This is a genomic window from Nitratireductor sp. XY-223, assembly GCF_004959855.1.
GTDB lineage: Bacteria > Pseudomonadota > Alphaproteobacteria > Rhizobiales > Rhizobiaceae > Hoeflea_A.
Genome location: NZ_SPNT01000001.1, coordinates 936,804 through 956,275 on the forward strand (window position 1 = coordinate 936,804; position 19,472 = coordinate 956,275).

Annotated in this window: 17 protein-coding genes and 2 tRNA genes; 15 read left to right on the forward strand and 4 right to left on the reverse strand. The window is 60.7% G+C overall.

What is annotated here, in order from left to right; translation table 11 throughout:
- The first annotated feature begins 173 nt into the window (after window positions 1-173).
- On the forward strand, window positions 174-1,568 hold the full coding sequence (locus E4M07_RS04150; RefSeq protein ID WP_136657006.1) for an MATE family efflux transporter: 1,395 nt from the start codon (window positions 174-176) through the stop codon (window positions 1,566-1,568).
- Here the strand turns inward: E4M07_RS04150 and E4M07_RS04155 are convergent.
- The 3 genes from E4M07_RS04155 to E4M07_RS04165 all read right to left on the reverse strand — a co-directional run bounded on the left by E4M07_RS04155 (window position 1,559) and on the right by E4M07_RS04165 (window position 4,618).
- Entirely contained in the window at window positions 1,559-3,157 is a 1,599-nt protein-coding gene (locus E4M07_RS04155; protein WP_136657007.1) for a GMC family oxidoreductase N-terminal domain-containing protein, read from the reverse strand. The genes E4M07_RS04150 and E4M07_RS04155 overlap by 10 nt on opposite strands.
- Window positions 3,158-3,185: 28 nt before the next feature.
- A complete protein-coding gene (locus E4M07_RS04160; RefSeq protein WP_206057167.1) occupies window positions 3,186-4,475 on the reverse strand; it encodes a mandelate racemase/muconate lactonizing enzyme family protein in 1,290 nt (429 codons plus the stop codon).
- Window positions 4,476-4,542: 67 nt separating this feature from the next.
- Window positions 4,543-4,618: transfer RNA gene (locus E4M07_RS04165), tRNA-Val, on the reverse strand.
- 212 nt (window positions 4,619-4,830) lie between these two features.
- Between E4M07_RS04165 and E4M07_RS04170 the strand changes: the two genes are divergently transcribed.
- A tRNA-Asp gene (locus E4M07_RS04170) sits at window positions 4,831-4,907 on the forward strand.
- Between the two features lie 62 nt (window positions 4,908-4,969).
- On the opposite strand, the gene E4M07_RS04175 is transcribed toward E4M07_RS04170, so the two are convergent.
- A complete protein-coding gene (locus tag E4M07_RS04175) occupies window positions 4,970-6,316 on the reverse strand; it encodes an RtcB family protein (protein ID WP_348640515.1) in 1,347 nt (448 codons plus the stop codon).
- Window positions 6,317-7,027: 711 nt separating this feature from the next.
- On the opposite strand from E4M07_RS04175, the gene E4M07_RS04180 reads away from it, so the two are divergent.
- The 13 genes from E4M07_RS04180 to E4M07_RS04240 all read left to right on the forward strand — a co-directional run bounded on the left by E4M07_RS04180 (window position 7,028) and on the right by E4M07_RS04240 (window position 19,465).
- Window positions 7,028-8,833, forward strand: coding sequence for a hypothetical protein (locus E4M07_RS04180; RefSeq protein ID WP_136657009.1), 1,806 nt, complete (start codon window positions 7,028-7,030; stop codon window positions 8,831-8,833).
- Between the two features lie 415 nt (window positions 8,834-9,248).
- Window positions 9,249-9,614: an NADH-quinone oxidoreductase subunit A gene (locus tag E4M07_RS04185; RefSeq protein WP_136657010.1), complete on the forward strand. Its 366-nt coding sequence runs from the start codon at window positions 9,249-9,251 to the stop codon at window positions 9,612-9,614.
- On the forward strand, window positions 9,605-10,186 hold the full coding sequence (locus E4M07_RS04190; RefSeq protein WP_169054074.1) for an NADH-quinone oxidoreductase subunit B: 582 nt from the start codon (window positions 9,605-9,607) through the stop codon (window positions 10,184-10,186). Before E4M07_RS04185 ends, E4M07_RS04190 begins: the two co-directional genes overlap by 10 nt.
- A gap of 14 nt (window positions 10,187-10,200) precedes the next feature.
- A complete protein-coding gene (locus tag E4M07_RS04195) occupies window positions 10,201-10,803 on the forward strand; it encodes an NADH-quinone oxidoreductase subunit C (RefSeq protein ID WP_136657012.1) in 603 nt (200 codons plus the stop codon).
- Window positions 10,804-10,827: 24 nt separating this feature from the next.
- The gene (locus tag E4M07_RS04200; protein ID WP_136657013.1) at window positions 10,828-11,274 is read left to right on the forward strand and encodes a GFA family protein; all 447 of its coding nucleotides are present in this window, start codon (window positions 10,828-10,830) and stop codon (window positions 11,272-11,274) included.
- A 4-nt stretch (window positions 11,275-11,278) separates the two neighbouring features.
- On the forward strand, window positions 11,279-12,469 hold the full coding sequence (locus tag E4M07_RS04205) for an NADH-quinone oxidoreductase subunit D (RefSeq protein ID WP_136657014.1): 1,191 nt from the start codon (window positions 11,279-11,281) through the stop codon (window positions 12,467-12,469).
- Window positions 12,469-12,690: a hypothetical protein gene (locus E4M07_RS04210; RefSeq protein ID WP_136657015.1), complete on the forward strand. Its 222-nt coding sequence runs from the start codon at window positions 12,469-12,471 to the stop codon at window positions 12,688-12,690. Before E4M07_RS04205 ends, E4M07_RS04210 begins: the two co-directional genes overlap by 1 nt.
- A 38-nt stretch (window positions 12,691-12,728) precedes the next feature.
- On the forward strand, window positions 12,729-13,676 hold the full coding sequence (nuoE, locus tag E4M07_RS04215; RefSeq protein ID WP_136657016.1) for an NADH-quinone oxidoreductase subunit NuoE: 948 nt from the start codon (window positions 12,729-12,731) through the stop codon (window positions 13,674-13,676).
- Window positions 13,677-13,687: 11 nt separating this feature from the next.
- Window positions 13,688-14,992, forward strand: coding sequence for an NADH-quinone oxidoreductase subunit NuoF (nuoF, locus tag E4M07_RS04220; RefSeq protein WP_136657017.1), 1,305 nt, complete (start codon window positions 13,688-13,690; stop codon window positions 14,990-14,992).
- Window positions 14,993-15,046: 54 nt separating this feature from the next.
- Window positions 15,047-17,128, forward strand: a complete 2,082-nt coding sequence (gene nuoG, locus E4M07_RS04225) for an NADH-quinone oxidoreductase subunit NuoG (protein ID WP_136657018.1) — start codon at window positions 15,047-15,049, stop codon at window positions 17,126-17,128.
- A gap of 13 nt (window positions 17,129-17,141) precedes the next feature.
- Window positions 17,142-18,194, forward strand: a complete 1,053-nt coding sequence (gene nuoH, locus E4M07_RS04230; protein ID WP_136657019.1) for an NADH-quinone oxidoreductase subunit NuoH — start codon at window positions 17,142-17,144, stop codon at window positions 18,192-18,194.
- 18 nt (window positions 18,195-18,212) lie between these two features.
- Window positions 18,213-18,701: an NADH-quinone oxidoreductase subunit NuoI gene (gene nuoI / locus E4M07_RS04235; RefSeq protein ID WP_136657020.1), complete on the forward strand. Its 489-nt coding sequence runs from the start codon at window positions 18,213-18,215 to the stop codon at window positions 18,699-18,701.
- Window positions 18,702-18,850: 149 nt separating this feature from the next.
- A complete protein-coding gene (locus E4M07_RS04240; RefSeq protein WP_136657021.1) occupies window positions 18,851-19,465 on the forward strand; it encodes an NADH-quinone oxidoreductase subunit J in 615 nt (204 codons plus the stop codon).
- Window positions 19,466-19,472 lie beyond the last annotated feature (7 nt).

Sequence of the window (19,472 nt, forward strand, 5' to 3'; positions counted from 1 at the left end):
CGAACCCGAAAAACGGTTCTTTCGACATTCAGCCCGGCATTCGTGCCGGGCTTTTTCTTTCCTGTGTTCTGCGCGATTGCCGACTAACAGTCTTTGCACTATGGATGAACCGGGGTGCGGCGCATCGCGCGCACCCGGTAGCAGCACTCATCCTTCGGTGAAACATGGACAGCATGCGCGACCCAAACGGGAAGGGCAGTCAGAAAACCCTTTCCTGGGCCGGACACACACGGGCGACACTTGTGCTGGGCCTGCCGCTGATCGGCGCGCAGCTCGCCCAGATGGCGATCGGCGTGACCGACACGGTCATGATCGGCTGGCTCGGCGCGCCGGAACTGGCGGCCGCGGTCCTGGGCGCGCAGTCCTTCTTTCTGTTCTTTATCTTCGGCACCGGCTTCACGCTGGCCGTCATGCCCCTTGCTGCGCAGGCGCACGGCCGCGACGACGTGCGGGGCGTGCGCCGCTCCGTGCGCATGGGCATGTGGGTCATCCTTATCTACAGCGCCATCATCATGGTGCCGTTGTGGATGACGGAATCCATTTTGCTGGCGCTCGGACAGCCGCCGGCGACGGCGGCGCTCGCCGGCGACTACATGCGGGTTGCGCAGTGGGCGATGGCGCCCAGCCTGATGATCATGATTTTCCGGTCATATCTCAGCGCACTGGAGCGTGCACAGGTGGTGCTTTGGGCAACGGTTGCCGGAACAATCGCCAATGCCTTCCTGAACTACATGTTCATCTTCGGCAATTTCGGTGCGCCGCGGATGGAGGTCGTCGGTGCGGCGGTGGCGTCCGTGGGCACGGCGGCCGTCACTTTTGTCCTGTTGACGCTCTACACAGTCACGCGTGGAGACCTGCGACGCTATGAGTTGCTGGTGCGTTTCTGGCGACCGGACTGGCAGGCCTTCTTCGAGGTGTTGCGGCTCGGGTGGCCCATCAGTGCCACGATCCTGGCGGAAACGAGCCTTTTCGCGGCAGCCTCGGTGATGATCGGATGGATCGGGACCATCGAACTGGCGGCGCACGGCATTGCATTGCAGCTCGCATCGATCGCCTTCATGTTCCCGCTTGGCCTTTCCGGCGCCGCGACCGTGCGTGTCGGCAATGCCTATGGCCGCGGAGACTGGGTGGGGCTCGGCCGCGCGGGCACGGTGGCGATCGCGCTCGCTGTGGTCATCACCCTGTCCCTGGCGGCGGTTTTCTGGATTTTTCCCGAAACGCTGATCGGCCTCTATCTGGATGAAAACAACGAGGACGCGGTTGTGGTCTTGCAGCATGCGGTCCCATTGCTGGCCGTCGCGGCGGCCTTCCAGACCGTGGACGGACTGCAGGTTATCGGCGCCGGTTTGCTGCGTGGCCTCAAGGACACGAAGGTGCCGATGATTTTCGCGGTGCTGAGCTACTGGGCGTTTGGCATGACAGCCGCATATCTCCTTGCCTTCTACTGGGATCTGGGTGCCGTCGGCGTGTGGTGGGGTTTGGCCCTCGGGCTGTTGCTGGCCGCGATCCTGATGAACTGGCGCTTCCAGCAGCGCGAACGGCTCGGGCTGGTCGGTGGTCAGACCTGACAGATCATCGCCGCCGCCTTTTCCGCAATCATGAAAGTGGGCGCGTTCGTGTTGGCGGATGTGATCTTCGGCATCACCGAAGCGTCCACGACACGCAATCCGTCAACGCCACGGACCCGCAGTTGCGGATCGACGACGGAAGCCGTGTCATTTCCCATGCGGCAGGTTCCGACCAGGTGATAAACGGTGCTTGCGTGCTCGCGGATGGCGGCGAGGATTTCTTTATCAGAGCGCACATCGGCGCCCGGGACGACCTCGTTCTTCCAAAGGCCGGCGAATGCCGGCTGGTGGTAAATGTCGCGCACGATCTTCATGCCCTCGATCATCACATCCCTGTCCAACTGGGTGCTGAGGTAGTCGGTGCGGATCAATGGATCCGCGAACGGGTCGCTCGAGGTGATCGCGACCGAGCCGCGGCTTTGCGGGTGGCACTGCCAGTAGGAGGTGGTGAAGCCCGAGTACCGATGAAGCGGGGTTCCGGGCCTGTCGACGGAGAGCGGCATAACGAATAGCTGAAGGTCCGGACGGTTCCCGTCGGCATAACGTGTGCAGACCGCACCGCCGACCTGGCCCGCACCGACGGTCAGCGGCCCCCTTGACCAAAGCAGCCAGTCCAGCCCCATCTTGGCGAGCTTCAGCGGATTGCGCACGTGGTCGTTCAGGCAGTCCCTGCCCGAAGACAGTTCCACGATCGTGCGCATTTGCAGGTGATCGGCAAGGTTGGCGCCCACCTCCGGCGCATCAACACGCACGCCAATGCCGTGCGCGCGCAGCAGATCAGCCGGCCCGATCCCCGACAATTGCAGAATCTGGGGGCTTTGCACCGACCCGGCCGCCAGAATCACCTCACGCGCGGCCCGGACGGTTTCGGTAGCGCCACGGCGCGCGTAGCGCAGGCCGATGGCCCGGTCGCCGTCGAAGTCGAGGCCGACCACATGCGCGTGCGTCCTGAGTTCGAGGTTATCCCGGCGCAGCGCCGGCCTCAGAAATGCTGTTGCCGCGCTGTCGCGCCAGCGTCCGCGCAGGGTCAACTGGTACCGGCCGAGGCCGTAGGACGACACGCCGTTGAAGTCCGGATTGTCCGGCAGGCCGGTCTGCCGTGCCGCCTCCAGCCAGGCATCGCAGGCGGCGTTTTCGTTGCGAAGGTCCGAGACCTGCAGCGGGCCGTGGGCGCCGCGAAACTGGGATGGCGGGCCGGAATAGGTTTCGATGCTCCTGAAATGGGGCAGGACATCCCGGAAGCTCCAACCGCTGGCACCAAGCGTCTCCCAGTCGTCGAAGTCCTCCTGTTGACCGCGGATATAGATCAGGCCGTTGATTGAGCTTGAACCGCCAACAACGCGGCCGCGGGGCACATCCATGCGACGCCCGGCGATGCCGTCATCTGGGGCGCCCCTGTAGAGATGCGAGACGCGGCTGTCATAGATGGATTTGAAATAGCCGACCGGAAGCCGCTGCCAGAAACCGCGATCCGATCCGCCGGCCTCCAGCACCAGGACGCGGCACCGCTCGTCCTCGCTCAGCCTGGTTGCCAGGACCGAACCGGCGGTTCCCGAGCCAACGATGACGTAGTCGAATTCCTGAGGCATGGTTTCCTGTTCTCGTCGGCATCTGCCGTCAGATGTTGACCTCAATCCGGTGGGTCACGTAGCGGTCAAGGTCCGCGGGCAAAGCATCGCAGCCGAGACCCGATCCCGACACGGCCGGTCGCATCCCGGTGGCGCTGTCGATATCCGGGGTTGGAAACGCCTCGCGGAGCGGATTCGGGTTGATGTCCACCTCCAACAGACCGTTACCGCCCACCGCCGCGAGCAGTTCGGCCGAGGCGGAAAGGCCGATGCCGCCGCCCAGAAAATGCGGGCAATAGGTCCTGCCGGCCGCGGTCGCCGCGCGGGCAACGGCATAACATCCCGAAATGCCGCCCCACTTGGCGACATCAGGCTGCAGGAACGTCAGGAAACCGGCATTGATCGCATCGGTGAACGCTTCAGTTCCGGCGATGTTCTCACCTCCGGCCAGCGGAATCTGTGTCGATGCGGCGACGTCTTTCCAGGCGGCCTCAGGCGCATCGGCGGCGATGGGTTCTTCAAGCCACCCCAATGGGGTATCCGCCAATGCGAACAGGAGTGATTTGGCCCGCTCAGCGTCAAACGCCTGATTGGCGTCCGCAAAGAGGGACTCATCCGGCCCGAGCGTCTCAATGAGCGATCGAACGGCCGATGCGTCGCGGCCCGGCTCGAAACCAACCTTGACCTTGAACGCGTTGAATCCGGCATCTCGCGCCCGTGCCAACTCGGCGTCCGCCGCATCGATATGTATGCCGCTCGCGTAAACCCGTACGTTGTCGGCGGCGTCTGGATTGAGAAGCTTGCGCAATGGGAGGCCCACCGCGCGCGCCTTGATGTCCCAGAGTGCCGTGTCTATTCCGGCGATAGCCTGACTGAACGGCCCCCATTCGCGGCTTTGCAGGGCCATGAGGCGGGTTTTGGCCTCGATGTCGCGGAAGAACGCGGCCGGGTCTGCGACCGTTTGACCAAGCACCAAAGGCGCGATGTCACGTGCAATAAGGTTCACCCGGTGTTCGGCTCCCGCCGCGGGCCAGTTGGCGAAAACCTCGCCCCAGCCGCAGCAGCCGTCGGATGCCTCGAGCCGCACGAACACCGCCGGACGATCCGACATGCGGCCGAAGGACGTTTCCAATGGCGTGTGGATCGGGCAGCGACAGGACAGCGCCTCGATCCGCGTTATGCGATGCTGATGCGGCATTGTTCCTTGTATCCGGGGTCCACGGGTGAGCCACCTGTAGAAAACACTTCCGCCGGCCTTGCGCAACAACTGGGTGCCTGTTGCGTGCTTCTCTTTGCCTTGGCGGCTGTGCGTGCCGGACGGCTCGGCGAAGAGAAGCACGTATCGCCCTTGGCGCCGAAGGCGCGGCTTTCACTGAAGGTTGGGGGAGGGTTGTTCCGAAACCGAATGGTGGGCGGTGAGAGACTCGAACTCCCGACATCCTCGGTGTAAACGAGGCGCTCTACCAGCTGAGCTAACCGCCCGTCGAAAATCTTGGCACCGTTTATGCGCTTCGTCCGTTGAGTGCAAGGAAAAAGACGTGCAAACGCCAAAGTTTTTGTCCCGACCAGCAGCTCGTTTGGGCAATCAAAAATTTGTCGCCCGTTTTGAGACAAAAGCACTGGATGGGTGCTTGACAGGATCGGGGGAACAGCTTAATCCACCGCTCACGTTTTGCAGACTTGCAAAGCCAAGCGCGGGTGTAGCTCAGCTGGTTAGAGTGCCGGCCTGTCACGCCGGAGGTCGCGGGTTCGAGCCCCGTCACTCGCGCCATTAAATCAAGCACTTAGCAAATCCCGAAATTTCGAATAGTTGGAATCCAGGCCGGGTTTCGACTATTTCTGTCTTTTCCTCTTCCGCCAGGGCGCATCCCGTTCCCAATCGCCGGCCATGATCGAGCCGAAGGGATCCACCATGTCGACAACGTTGGCGAGCTCGTGCTTCCGAATCTGTTCACGGACCTGATCAGCACTCTTGTATGCGTCGGGAAGTTCGCTCTTGTCCGGAATTCCGCAGTAGAACCGCACGTCGATATCGGCCGGAATGACAGGTTCGTATTCCTTCAGAAATCGTGTCCGGCTCATATTGCGACCGGCTCCATGGGGCGCGAAACCCAATGCACCGCGATTGTCCGCGTGCTGCGTGATGAGGATCGGTTCAGCCATGTTCATCGGGATGATCGTGCGGCCATCGTCGTCCGGCGAGAAGCCGGCATAGGACGGTGTGGCGCCCTTTGCGTGATAGAACAGGCCATCAGACTTCTGGAAGACAAAATTATGCTCATTCCAGAATTGGTCTTCTATCTTGTTCCCGAGATTCGCGGCGATGGCATCATGAAGGCACAGGTGGTTGAGCTTGGTCCATTCTCTGACCAGTTGAAGCGCTTGACAGTAATCCTGACCTTCCCGTGTGTCAGCCGCGAGCCAGGAATTGGCCTTCGACACACGAGGCGCGATTGCCAGCGTATGACGATACGCTGCGGACATCCCGCGCTTGTACAGATGCGCCCCAAATCCCCTCGAGCCGTGATGTGAAACGATGGTCAGCTGACCGGTCGATCGCAGGTGTCCGACGTAGTAAAAATGGTTTCCGTCGCCCTGGGTGGTGAAGTGCCCCCAGGCGATATCCTCGAGTCCATTCGTGAAGGGATTGCTCTCCATCTTCGACAGGAATTCCGCCGGCGCGGTGATCGGATGCTTTGCGCGTTTGGTGGGTCCGAAGTGTGCGAATTCATTGATCGTATCCAGCAGTCGGGCGGGATCGTCCGCACGCTTGAGCACCGTCATGGCCATCGAACAGCAGATGTCCGACGAATGATATCCAGGGTGAATGGCGTTTTCGGTCGCGACGACCGCGCCGACGGGAATTGTTCCCGCCGGACACGCATCCGGCATGATGGCGCCGGCCTTGACCGTTGGGACCCGCATCAGTTCGTCCATTGCCTTGTGGACCGCGGCGACATTCTCTCGCTCGACATCGTTCTCAGGCTCGATGAACGCCTGATAGGCCAGCCCGTTGGTCCGCATGAGAACTTCAACGGGTTGCAGGTCCTGCAGGGCGGCAAAGATCTCGTTGTCGTCGTTGCCCTGGGAGCGCATCCTGTTGGCATGGGCGATCGCATCGGGGAACCACTTACCCGGCTTGAAGCCCCATTTGATCAGTGTCTTTCCGGTGATCTCCAACGGAAAACTCCTATTTCATCGGGTCGTCAGATATCGGTTCGACGACTGTCTGGTTCTGTGTTGTTCCGGTGCTGTATATGATTACAGCCACCTCTTTTCCATCCTTGAAGGATTTGCGTGCTGACGACACGCAAACTGATTGTCCTGCCTTTTTGCGTCGGTCAAATTCGGGGTTGGGCCGCAAATATTGAGAAACAGGGTTAACGCGCCGGCCCCGCCGCATTGGCGGCCCGGCAGTCGTGTTCGGCAATCTTCCGCAAAAACAAACACATCACATATTTGAGATGGGAGCCAAAAACAGCCTCTCACCGGCCAACATTTGAGGATCAATGCTTGCCGGCGGCGTTGTCTGTCGCGATGCGAATACTGCCGCCCGGCAGCCGTCTTCGCCCGGCCGCTCGCAATCCATTTCTCACAATTGAGATGAATAAAGCAGTTCAAGCAGTTAATTTTATTTGGTTACCTGTCTTACGTTAATATCACCATACAAGTCAATATCGCTAAGTACATATATAATAAAAATATGTATAAAATTTGATTAAAATTTTATCTATTTCAGTCTTCTAAATATTAATGCCTGTCAATATTGACTTATAGAGTACTAAGAGTTGTTATAAATCGTCAGGCGGGAATTAATTGTTGATAAAGCGAAGAATTTAACGTTCTGCAGCGGGGAGGCCACGCGGATGGGAAGCGTGAAAGGGGAGTGCCATGAAGTTTTCCAGGCGATTAAAGCTGCCGGCCATGCTGGCGGCTGCCGTGCTGTTCGGCGCGGCGTACGCTGTCGTATGGCCTAGTAGTGCCCTAGCGAATAGTGGAGGAGCATCGAGCTCTGAAAGTTCCGCTGGTTCCGAAAGCTCGGCAAGTGCAGAGAGTTCGGCCAGTGCCGAAAGCTCTGCAGGTCAAGCGAGCAGCAACAGCGGTGCAAACAACAACAACGGCCGCAGCAACGAACAAAGCCGCAACCGCGGCCGTAACAACGAACAAAGCCGCAACCGCGGCCGCGACAATGAACAAAGCCGCAACCGTGGCCGCAACAATGAACAAAGCCGCAACCGCGGCCGTAACAACGAACAAAGCCGTAACCGTGGCCGCGACAACGAACAAAGCCGCAACCGTGGCCGCAACAATGAAAGCCGCAATAACAAGGGTGGCGGCAAAGAAAACGGCAGATACGGTAACAGAAACGGTGGTGACCGTGCTGGCCGGGAAGGTCGGCGCAATGGCGGTGAAGGCAAACGTGGCCGAGCCGGCAGGCACAATAAACATGGCGGCTGGGGAAAAGACGATCGGACACCCGGTTGGCATAACAAAGACAAGGATCGCGACCGCTGGGACAAAGGCGATCGTGGTCGTTACACCAAGAAGGGTGGCGCAAGGGTTAAGACCCGAGACAAGCACCACTACAAGCATCGTTCGGGCCGCGACAAGAAGCGCGAGCGCGAAAACGGCCAGAGCAAGAAGAAGCGTGAGCGTGAATACGGCCAGAAAAAGAAACGCGGTGAATCACCGCGCAATGAACAGCGCCGTGGCAAGAAGAATGATGAATGGCAGCGCTACGCCGACAAACATCACTACAAGCACCGTTCGGGCCGCGACAAGAAGCGCGAGCGCGAATACGGTCAAAACAAAAAGCGTGAGCGTGAAAACGGCCAGAACAAAAAGCGCGAGCGCGAATACGGCCAGAATAAAAAGCGTGAGCGCGAAAACGGCCAGAACAAAAAACGCGAGCGCGAATACGGCCAGAAGAAGCGTGAGCGTGAAAACGGCCAGAAGAAGAAGCGCGAGCGTGAATACGGCCAGAAGAAGCGTGAGCGTGAAAACGGCCAGAAGAAGAAGCGCGAGCGTGAATACGGCCAGAAGAAGCGCGAGCGTGAAAACGGCCAGAAGAAGAAGCGTGAGCGTGAATACGGCCAGAAAAAGAAACGCGATGATTCACCGCGCAACGAACAGCGCCGTGGCAAGAAGAAGGATGAATGGAAGCGTTACGCTGACAAGCATCACTACAAGCATCGCTCCGGCAAGAAGAAAGGCGGTCAGAAGTTCAGCAAGAAAGACTGGAACAGTGATCGGCACTACGCCAAGAAGGACGGCCGCAAGAAGCGCGATGATGTAAAACGCGACCGCAAACGTGGTGAAGAATGGGAACGTGGCAAGAAAGGCAAATATGCCTACAAGAAAGACGGTCCCAAGAAGAAGTACGGCAAGCGGCATGGGCCTAAGAAGAAGCATGCCCACAAGCACCACGACAAAAAGAAGAAACACGCTCACAAGCGCGACGGCAAAAAGAAGAAGTACGCTTACAAGTACGACAAGAAAAAGAAGAAGCACGCTCACAAGCACAAGAAAAAGAAGAAGCACGCCAAGAAGCACAAAAAGAAGCGTAAATATGCCAAGAAGAAAAAGAAGAAGCGCAAGCACCGTCGCAAGAAGCCGCGGCCGGAGCCCGTTGCGCCTCAGCTCCAGCCGGTCGACTGTGAACGGTTCCAGACGGACGGCACAATCGACTGCCGCTAGAGCTTGAGCGAAACAGGCATCGGTGCCGGTGAAACGGACACCGAAGCCAAACCGAAAAAGAAGCGCCCGCCGTTGTTCGGCGGGCGCTTTTTTATTGCGGTGGCGCGAGCGATCCTCGTGCGGCACGTAGCCTGCCCGCGAAGGCGATATCCGTCTCGGCGTGTCGGACCGGGCTTCTCACCAAACGCCGAGGTCGGGATTCGGACTCGCTTAGTGGCAGCACGGCTGTGCACAATCGGGGGTGCGGGGCCATCGGATTTGCGTTAATTTTGCGGTGCACTATGGCGAGGGTCAATTCGTCGCATTTATGTGTTTGACCGGGGGCATTTGCGTTGACTGGGCGGGCTTTATGTGTAAACCGGCACATTGGAACCATTCGCGACTGCAACAGCCGTGAAGCAGCAAGGAAACCAAGATGACTGAACTGTTGAGTTCATATCTCCCGATTGTGGTTTTTCTCGGCATTTCCCTGGTAATCGGACTGGCGCTGTTGGTTGCTCCGTTTCTGATTGCGTACAAGGCGCCCGATTCGGAAAAGCTCTCAGCATACGAGTGCGGCTTCAACGCCTTCGACGATGCCCGAATGAAGTTCGATGTCCGGTTCTACCTGGTCGCGATCCTGTTCATCATATTCGATCTTGAGGTCGCGTTCCTGTTCCCCTGGGCGGTTTCCTTTGACGGCATCGGCTGGTTCGGTTTCTGGTCCATGATGGTGTTTCTGGCGATCCTGACCGTCGGTTTCATCTACGAATGGAAGAAGGGAGCGCTGGAATGGCAGTAGGCGACGGCAGTTCCACCCTGGTTGCACCGCAACCGCGCGGCATCATCGACCCGGCCACCGGCAAACCGGCGGGTTCGAACGATCCTTTCTACGGTGAAATCAACAACGAGCTGGCGGACAAGGGTTTCCTGGTCACGTCCACGGACGAGCTCATCAACTGGGCGCGGACCGGGTCGCTGATGTGGATGACCTTCGGCCTGGCATGCTGCGCCGTGGAAATGATGCAGATGTCGATGCCGCGATACGATGCGGAACGCTTCGGTTTCGCGCCGCGCGCTTCGCCCAGGCAATCCGACGTGATGATCGTCGCCGGGACGCTGACCAACAAGATGGCGCCGGCGCTGCGAAAGGTCTACGACCAGATGCCGGAACCGCGCTATGTCATCTCCATGGGATCGTGTGCGAACGGCGGCGGGTATTACCACTATTCCTACTCGGTCGTTCGCGGCTGCGATCGCGTGGTCCCCGTCGACATCTACGTTCCGGGCTGCCCGCCGACGGCGGAGGCGCTTCTTTACGGCGTGCTGCTGCTGCAGAAGAAAATCCGCCGCACCGGCACGATCGAGCGATAGGAGAGGCCGGTTCCATGAGTGAAGCGCTGAACGAACTGGCATCCTATCTCGCCGAGCGCAGGGGCGAGTGCATCGTGTCGTCCGAAATCAGCTATGGCGAGCTGACCGTCGTTACCACGCCGGAGAACGTGCTGTCGCTGCTGACATTCCTTCGCGACGATGCCCAGTGCCAGTTTGTCAACTTCACCGATATCTGCGGCGTGGACTGGCCGTCGAGAATGCGGCGCTTCGATGTGGTCTACCATCTGCTTTCGCCGCGACAGAACATGCGCGTGCGGGTGAAGCTCGAAGTCGGCGAGGAAGAGACGGTTCCCTCTGCAACACCGGTCTATCCGGGGGCGGATTGGTTCGAACGGGAGGCCTACGACATGTACGGCATCCTGTTTACCGGCCATCCGGACCTGCGCCGGATCCTGACGGATTACGGTTTCGAGGGGCATCCCCTCCGCAAGGATTTTCCGACGACCGGATTCGTCGAGGTCCGCTATGACGACGAGGTCAAGCGGGTCGTCTACGAGCCGGTCAAACTGAAGCAGGAATTTCGCAATTTCGATTTTCTGTCGCCTTGGGAAAGTGCCGAATACGTGCTTCCGGGGGACGAGAAGGCGGATGAATAGGACATTGTTGAGCGAGGCCAGGATATGACCGATACAAAGTCAACTGCCGACGGCGAACGCCTGCAAGCACGTTGCCTTTGCGGGGCCGTTCGCTTCTCCGCGGTTCCGGCAAACGCCAACACCAGCGTGTGCCATTGCCATATGTGCCAGCGCTGGGCTGCCGGTCCCTTCTTCGGCGTGCACTGCCGGGACACCGTGGAATTCGAAACGAGCGACGACCTGGAGCGCTTCGAATCCTCACAGTGGGCGGAACGGGGCTTTTGCCGCAAGTGCGGCACCTCGCTGTTCTGGAATCTGCGCGGCAAGGCGGACTACCATGTCTCGCTGACGGCCTTCGAGCCGAGGCCGGATGCAAAATTCACCGATGAGATCTTCATCGACGAAAAACCGGACTGCTACGCGTTTGCCAACGACACCAAGAAACTGACCGGGGCGCAGGTGTTCGCCATGTTCGCCGAGGGCCAGGAATAGCACGATGACGGAACACAGCGTACGCAATTTCAACATCAACTTCGGCCCGCAGCACCCCGCTGCGCACGGCGTGCTGCGCCTTGTCCTGGAACTTGACGGCGAGATCGTCGAGCGCGTCGATCCGCATATCGGCCTGCTGCACCGCGGAACCGAAAAACTCATCGAGACAAAGACCTATCTTCAGGCCGTTCCCTATTTCGACCGGCTCGACTATGTCGCACCGATGAACCAGGAGCATGCCTTTGCCCTTGCGGTCGAGAAGCTGCTCGACGTTACGATCCCGATGCGCGGACAGCTCATCCGTGTTCTCTATTCCGAAATGGGCCGCATCCTTGCGCATCTTCTCAATGTCACGACCCAGGCCATGGATGTCGGCGCGCTGACGCCACCGCTGTGGGGCTTCGAGGAACGCGAGAAGCTGTGTGTGTTCTACGAGCGCGCCTGCGGGGCGAGGTTCCATGCGGCTTATGTCCGGCCGGGCGGCGTTCACCAGGACCTGCCCCCGGAGCTGGTCGAGGATATCGGCAAGTGGTGCGATCCGTTCCTCAAGGTCTGCGACGACATCGAGGGCCTGCTGACCGACAACCGCATCTTCAAGCAGCGCAATGTCGATATCGGCGTGGTCAGCCTGGACGATTGCTGGGCCTGGGGCTTTTCTGGTGTGATGGTCCGCGGCTCGGGCGCGCGCTGGGACCTCCGGCGCGCCCAGCCCTATGAATGTTACAGCGATCTGGAGTTCGAGATTCCGGTCGGCAAGAACGGCGACTGCTACGACCGCTATCTCATCCGCGTTGAGGAGATGCGCCAGTCGGTCAAGATCATGAAGCAATGTGTCGAGCTGCTTCTCGGTGCCCACCGCACCGGTCCGGTCTCCTCGACGGACGGCAAGATCGTGCCGCCGAAGCGTGGCGAGATGAAACGCTCGATGGAAGCGCTGATCCATCATTTCAAGCTCTATACCGAGGGTTATCACGTGCCGGAGGGCGAGGTGTATGCCGCGGTGGAGGCGCCGAAGGGCGAATTCGGCGTGTACCTTGTTTCCGACGGAAGCAACAAACCCTATCGATGCAAGATCAAGGCGCCGGGCTACGCTCACCTGCAGGCAATGGATTTCATTTGCCGCAACCACATGCTGGCCGATGTGTCCGCGATCCTCGGCTCGCTCGATATCGTGTTCGGAGAGGTGGACCGCTAATGACCAGAACAATTCTCAAGGCAGCCCTTTGCACGGCCGCGCTGACAGGCGCCGTCCCGTTGGCGGCGGCGCAGTCTTCCGGCGGCGCGGATTCAACAATGCAGGCGTTGCTTCAGGACGGGTACGAGATCAGGGCCATGGCACCGAATGGCAGCCAGTATGTTGTGCTGCTGCAAAAGGGCAAGGCGGCCTATGCGTGTGAATTCGTAACGGTGACCTAGTCGCGGTGCCGCGCCATCAACAGTGGAACCGAATAAGTATGTCCGTCCGCCGCCTTGCAGAAGACGCCGTCCAGCCCGCAGAGTTCCGGTTCAGCCGCGACAATGCATCATGGGCAAAGGCGACCATTAAGAAGTATCCGAAGGGCCGCCAGCAATCGGCTGTCATACCGCTGCTCATGCGCGCGCAGGAACAGGATGGCTGGGTAACGCGAGCGGCGATCGAACACGTCGCCGACATGCTGAAGATGCCCTATATCCGTGCGCTGGAGGTGGCGACGTTCTATACCCAGTTTCAGCTCAAGCCGGTCGGCACCAAGGCACATGTCCAGGTTTGCGGCACAACGCCGTGCATGCTGCGCGGATCGGAAGACCTGATCCGGATCTGCAGGGAAAAGATCAACGCCGAGCCGTTCGAGACGAATGATGCGGGCACGCTCTCCTGGGAGGAGGTCGAGTGCCAGGGCGCATGCGTCAACGCGCCCATGGTGATGATATTCAAGGATGCCTACGAGGATCTGACTGCGGAACAGCTCGCAGACATCATCGACAGGTTCGAGGCGGGCGAGGGCGATTCCGTAACCCCGGGACCGCAGAACGGCCGGCACCTTTCGGCTCCGGCCGGCGGGCTGACGACCCTGACCGAGGAAGACGCACCGGCACCGGCAAGCGTGGCCAAGGCAGCACCCGCTGCGCCAGGCGAGCCCGGCGAAGGCACCCAGCCGGCGGCGATGGAAGAGCCGGAGGAAAAGGACGACCTCAAGATGCTCTCCGGCGTCGGTTCGAAGATCGAGACGCTGCTCCATTCCATCGGAATCTACAAATTCGAGCAGATCGCCGGCTGGAAGGAGGAGGAGCGTGCCTGGGTCGACGGCTTCCTGAAATTCAAGGGCCGCATCGAACGCGAGGAATGGGTCAAGCAGGCCGACGCGCTCGCCAGGGGCGGCGTCGAGGAATATGTCCGCGTCTTCGGCAAGAAACCGCGGTAAAGGGGCAAGGCATGCTGCAGGACAAGGATCGCATCTTTACCAATATCTACGGCCTGAAGGACAAGAGCCTGAAGGGCGCGATGGCGCGCGGCCACTGGGACGGCACCAGGGGGATCATCGAGAAGGGCCGCGACTGGATCATCGACGAGATGAAGACGTCGGGCCTGCGCGGCCGTGGCGGCGCCGGTTTTCCGACCGGCCTGAAATGGTCCTTCATGCCGAAGGAATCCGATGGCCGGCCGCATTATCTTGTCGTCAATGCGGATGAGTCCGAGCCCGGCACCTGCAAGGACCGCGACATCATGCGCAACGATCCGCACACGCTGATCGAGGGCTGCGTGATCGCCGGTTTCGCCATGGGCGCCCATACCGCCTATATCTACATACGCGGCGAATACATGCGCGAGCGCGAGGCGCTGCAGGCGGCGATCGACGAGTGCTACGATGCCGGCCTGCTGGGCAAGAACAACAAGTGCGGCTGGGATTTCGATGTCTACGTCCACCACGGCGCCGGCGCCTATATCTGCGGCGAGGAGACGGCGCTGCTCGAAAGCCTTGAGGGCAAGAAGGGCCAACCCCGCCTGAAACCGCCGTTTCCCGCGAATGTCGGTCTTTACGGCTGTCCGACGACGGTCAACAACGTCGAATCCATCGCCGTTGCGCCGACCATCCTGCGCCGCGGCGGCGCCTGGTTCGCAAGCTTCGGCAAGCCGAACAACCACGGCACCAAGCTTTTTTGCGTATCCGGTCACGTCAATCAGCCCTCGACGTTCGAAGAAGCCATGTCGGTCCCGTTCCGGGAGCTGATCGAGCGCCATTGCGGCGGCATTCGCGGCGGCTGGGACAACCTGCTGGCTGTCATTCCCGGCGGCTCCTCGGTGCCTTGCGTTCCGGCCGATCAGATCATCGACTGCCCGATGGATTTCGACAGCCTGCGCGATCTCAAATCGGGCCTCGGAACGGCCGCGGTGATCGTCATGGACAGGTCCACCGACATCATCAAGGCGATCGCGCGCCTCGCCCATTTCTACAAGCATGAAAGCTGCGGCCAGTGCACGCCGTGCCGCGAGGGCACAGGCTGGATGTGGCGCGTCATGGAGCGCATGGCCAAGGGCAATGCGCACAAGAAGGAAATCGACATGCTCTTCGACGTGACCAAACAGGTCGAGGGGCACACGATCTGCGCACTCGGCGATGCCGCCGCATGGCCGATCCAGGGACTGATCCGGCATTTCCGGCCGGAGATGGAAAAGCGCATCGACGAATATACGCGCAAAAACGCCGGCGACGCGCCGGCGCTCGAGGCCGCCGAATAGGCGCCGCGGGCAGGGGACGGGGTGAAGGCGGGCGACCGCGGAACTGGACGAACGATGGCAAAGATCAAGGTTGACGGGAACGAGATTGAGGTGCCGGACCACTACACGCTTCTGCAGGCGTGCGAGGAGGCGGGTGCGCAGGTTCCGCGTTTCTGTTTTCATGAGCGGCTTTCGATTGCCGGCAATTGCCGCATGTGCCTCGTCGAGGTGAAAGGCGGACCGCCGAAGCCCGCCGCCTCATGTGCGATGGGCGTGCGCGACCTGCGTCCGGGGCCGGACGGCGAGCCGCCGGAAGTCTTCACCAATACGCCGATGGTCAAGAAGGCGCGCGAAGGCGTCATGGAGTTCCTGCTGATCAACCATCCGCTGGACTGCCCGATCTGCGACCAGGGCGGCGAGTGCGACCTGCAGGACCAGGCCATGGCCTTCGGGGTCGATTCTTCGCGCTTCCAGGAAAACAAGCGCGCCGTGGAGGACAAATATATCGGGCCGCTGGTCAAGACCATCATGACCCGCTGCATTCACTGCACGCGCTGCGTCCGCTTCACAACGGAAGTCGCGGGCATTTCCGAGCTGGGGCTCATCGGGCGCGGCGAGGATGCCGAGATCACGACCTATCTCGAGCATGCCATGACGTCGGAGCTGCAGGGCAATGTCATCGACCTGTGTCCGGTCGGCGCTCTGACCTCAAAGCCCTACGCGTTCCAGGCGCGCCCCTGGGAGCTCAACAAGACGGAAACGATCGATGTGATGGATGCCTGCGGATCGGCGATCCGCGTGGATACGCGCGGCCGCGAGGTCATGCGTATCATGCCGCGCATCAACGAGACGATCAACGAGGAGTGGATCTCCGACAAGACGCGGTTCGTCTGGGACGGTCTCAAGACCCAGCGTCTCGACCGGCCCTTCGTCAAGAAGGACGGCCGCCTGCAAGCGGCCAGCTGGCAGGAGGCTTTCGCCGCCGTGAAATCCGCCGTGGACGGTGTTCCTGGTAATCGCATCGGTGCCATCGCCGGCGATCTCGCGACCGTCGAGGAGATGTACGCGCTCAAGCAACTGATGGCGTCGCTCGGCTCGCAAAACGTCGACTGCCGGCAGGACGGATCAAGGCTGGATCCGTCGTTTGGTCGCGCCAGCTACCTGTTCAATCCGACCATCGAAGGCATCGAGGACGCCGACGCGCTGCTTATCGTCGGCGCAAATCCGCGCTACGAGGCGTCGGTCCTTAACGCGCGAATCCGCAAGCGCTGGCGCATGGGCGATTTCCCGATAGCCGTGATCGGCGAGAATGCCGATCTGCGCTATGAGTACGAGTATCTCGGCGCGGGTGCCGAGACCTTGTCCGAGGTCGCCAGCGGCATCAACAAGTTCGCAGCCAAGCTGAAACGGGCCGAAAAGCCGATGATCATCGTCGGCCAGGGTGCCCTGTCACGCGCCGACGGCGTCGCAGTCCTCGCGGAAGCGGCCAAGCTTGCCGAGGCGGTCGGCGCGGTTTCCGGCGACTGGAACGGTCTCGCCGTCCTCCACACGGCTGCCGGGCGTGTCGGCGGCCTTGACGTCGGTTTCGTACCAGGCAGCGGCGGAATTCCGGCGCAGTCCATGCTTGCGGATACGGATGTGCTCTTCCTTCTCGGTGCCGACGAATTGGACATGACGAAGCGCCAGAGCGGATTCACGGTCTATATCGGCAGCCACGGCGATGTCGGCGCCCACCATGCGGATGTCATCCTGCCGGCGGCGGCATACACGGAAAAAGCCGGCATTTATGTAAATACGGAGGGCCGCGTGCAGTACGGTGTGCGCGCCGCCTTCGCGCCCGGCGAGGCCAAGGAGGACTGGGCGATCCTGAGGGCCTTGTCCGACGTTCTGGGCCACAGGCTTCCATTCGACTCGCTGCACCAATTGCGCTCGGCGCTCTTCGACGCGCATCCGCATTTCGCCGATGCCGATGTCGCCGTACCGGCCGACAGCGCCGATATCGCGAAGCTGGCAGCCGCGGGTGGCAAGCTCGATACGGCCGGCTTCCAATCCACCGTAGCGGATTTTTACCTGACCAACCCGATAGCCCGCGCGTCAGCGGTGATGGCGGAGTGCTCGGCACTCGCCCGCGACGCCGGCAAGGTCGCGGCCGAATAGGAACTGAGACACGATGACATTCGACGCGTTCATCACAAACTATGTCTGGCCGGCCCTGATCATGATCGGCCAGTCGCTGCTGCTGCTGGTCGCTCTGCTGATTTTCATCGCATACATCCTGTACGCCGACCGTAAGGTCTGGGCGGCGGTGCAGATGCGGCGCGGGCCGAATGTCGTCGGCCCCTTCGGGCTGCTCCAGTCCTTCGCCGACTTCTTCAAATTCGTGTTCAAGGAGCCGATCATTCCGGCCGGCGCCAACAAGGGTGTTTTCCTTCTGGCGCCGCTCATCTCGGTCACGCTGGCGCTGGCGGCGTGGGCGGTCGTGCCCGTTGCAGAGGGCTGGGCGGTCGCGTCTATCAATGTCGGCATCCTTTACGTCTTCGCCATATCGTCGCTGGAAGTCTACGGCGTGATCATGGGTGGCTGGGCGTCGAACTCGAAATACGCCTTTCTGGGCGCGCTCCGCTCTGCGGCTCAGATGGTGTCCTACGAGGTTTCCATCGGTTTCGTGATCATCACGGTTCTCCTGTGCGTCGGCTCGCTCAATCTCACCGACATTGTCCTTTCGCAGGAAACCGGCCTCGGAACGATGCTCGGGCTGCCCAACAGCTTTCTTGACTGGCACTGGCTCGCGCTGTTCCCGATGTTCATCGTGTTCTTCATTTCGGCGCTGGCCGAGACCAACCGCCCCCCATTCGACCTGCCGGAGGCCGAATCCGAACTCGTCGCCGGCTTCATGGTCGAATACGGCTCGACGCCGTACCTGCTGTTCATGCTCGGCGAATATGCAGCCATCGTGCTGATGTGCGCACTGACGACGATCCTGTTCCTCGGCGGCTGGCTGCCGCCGGTCGACATCTGGTTCCTGAACTGGATACCGGGTGTTTTCTGGTTCGTCCTCAAGGTCTGCTTCGTCTTCTTCATGTTCTCCATGGTGAAGGCATTCGTGCCGCGCTACCGCTACGACCAGCTCATGCGGCTCGGCTGGAAGGTGTTCCTGCCGCTGTCGCTGGCGATGGTCGTGATCGTCGCTTTCGTCCTCAAACTGACCGGCTGGTCCGCCTGAACCGGGAGATCAAGGGAAATGTCGCTCGCACAAGCCGCCAAGTCCGTCTTCCTGAAGGAGTTCGTCGAGGCATTCCTGCTGTCGATGCGCTATTTCTTCGCGCCCAAGTCGACGGTCAATTACCCTTACGAGAAAGGCCCGGTCAGTCCGCGTTTCCGCGGTGAGCACGCGCTGCGCCGCTATCCGAACGGCGAGGAGCGCTGCATCGCCTGCAAGCTGTGCGAGGCGATCTGCCCGGCGCAGGCGATCACCATCGAAGCCGGGCCGCGCCGCAATGACGGAACGCGCCGCACCGTTCGCTACGACATCGACATGGTCAAATGCATCTATTGCGGTTTCTGCCAGGAGGCCTGCCCGGTGGATGCGATCGTCGAGGGACCGAATTTCGAATTCGCCACCGAGACCCGCGAGGAGCTGTACTACGACAAGGACAAGCTGCTCGACAATGGCGACCGGTGGGAGCGGGAAATCGCCCGCAACATAGAATTGGACGCTCCCTACCGGTGAGTGTCGAAACGGACCGCGGAGGCGGCGGTCCGACATCCAACCGGTCCATCAGGGCCGGGAACTGAAATCAGCCGCCGGGCTTACCGGCGGTTCATCTACGGAAATCCGCGTCCCCAGCGGGTTTCGGGGGAAATAAAAAGGCACAGATCATGGGTCTCCAGGCTCTGTTTTTCTACCTGTTCTCGGCGATTGCCATTGCCTCGGCCTTCATGGTCATTTCGGCGCGCAATCCCGTGCACTCGGTGTTGTTCCTGATCCTGACATTCTTCAACGCGGCGGGGCTTTTCCTGCTGACCGGGGCGGAATTTCTCGCCCTCATCCTGGTGGTTGTCTATGTCGGTGCCGTCGCCGTGCTGTTCCTGTTCGTGGTCATGATGCTGGACATCGATTTCACGGAACTTCGTTCCGGGGTTATGGAATATGCCCCGGTCGGCGCGCTGATCGGTTTCATTCTGGCAGCCGAGCTGGTCCTTGTCCTTGCCGGCAACGCCTTCACCGTCGAGCCGGTGGCCGATCCGACGCAGCCCATTCCCGATCTCAATGAAGTGCCCAATATCCAGGCGCTCGGCGACATTCTCTACACCGACTACATTCATTTCTTCCAGGCCGCAGGAATGATCCTCCTGGTGGCGATGATCGGCGCGATCGTCCTGACACTGCGCCACAAGGAAAATGTCAAACGCCAGGATGTGACCAGGCAGGTTGCCCGCACGCCGGAAACGGCCATCGAGGTGGTCGATGTCAAGCCCGGAAAGGGCATCTAGGCGGGGT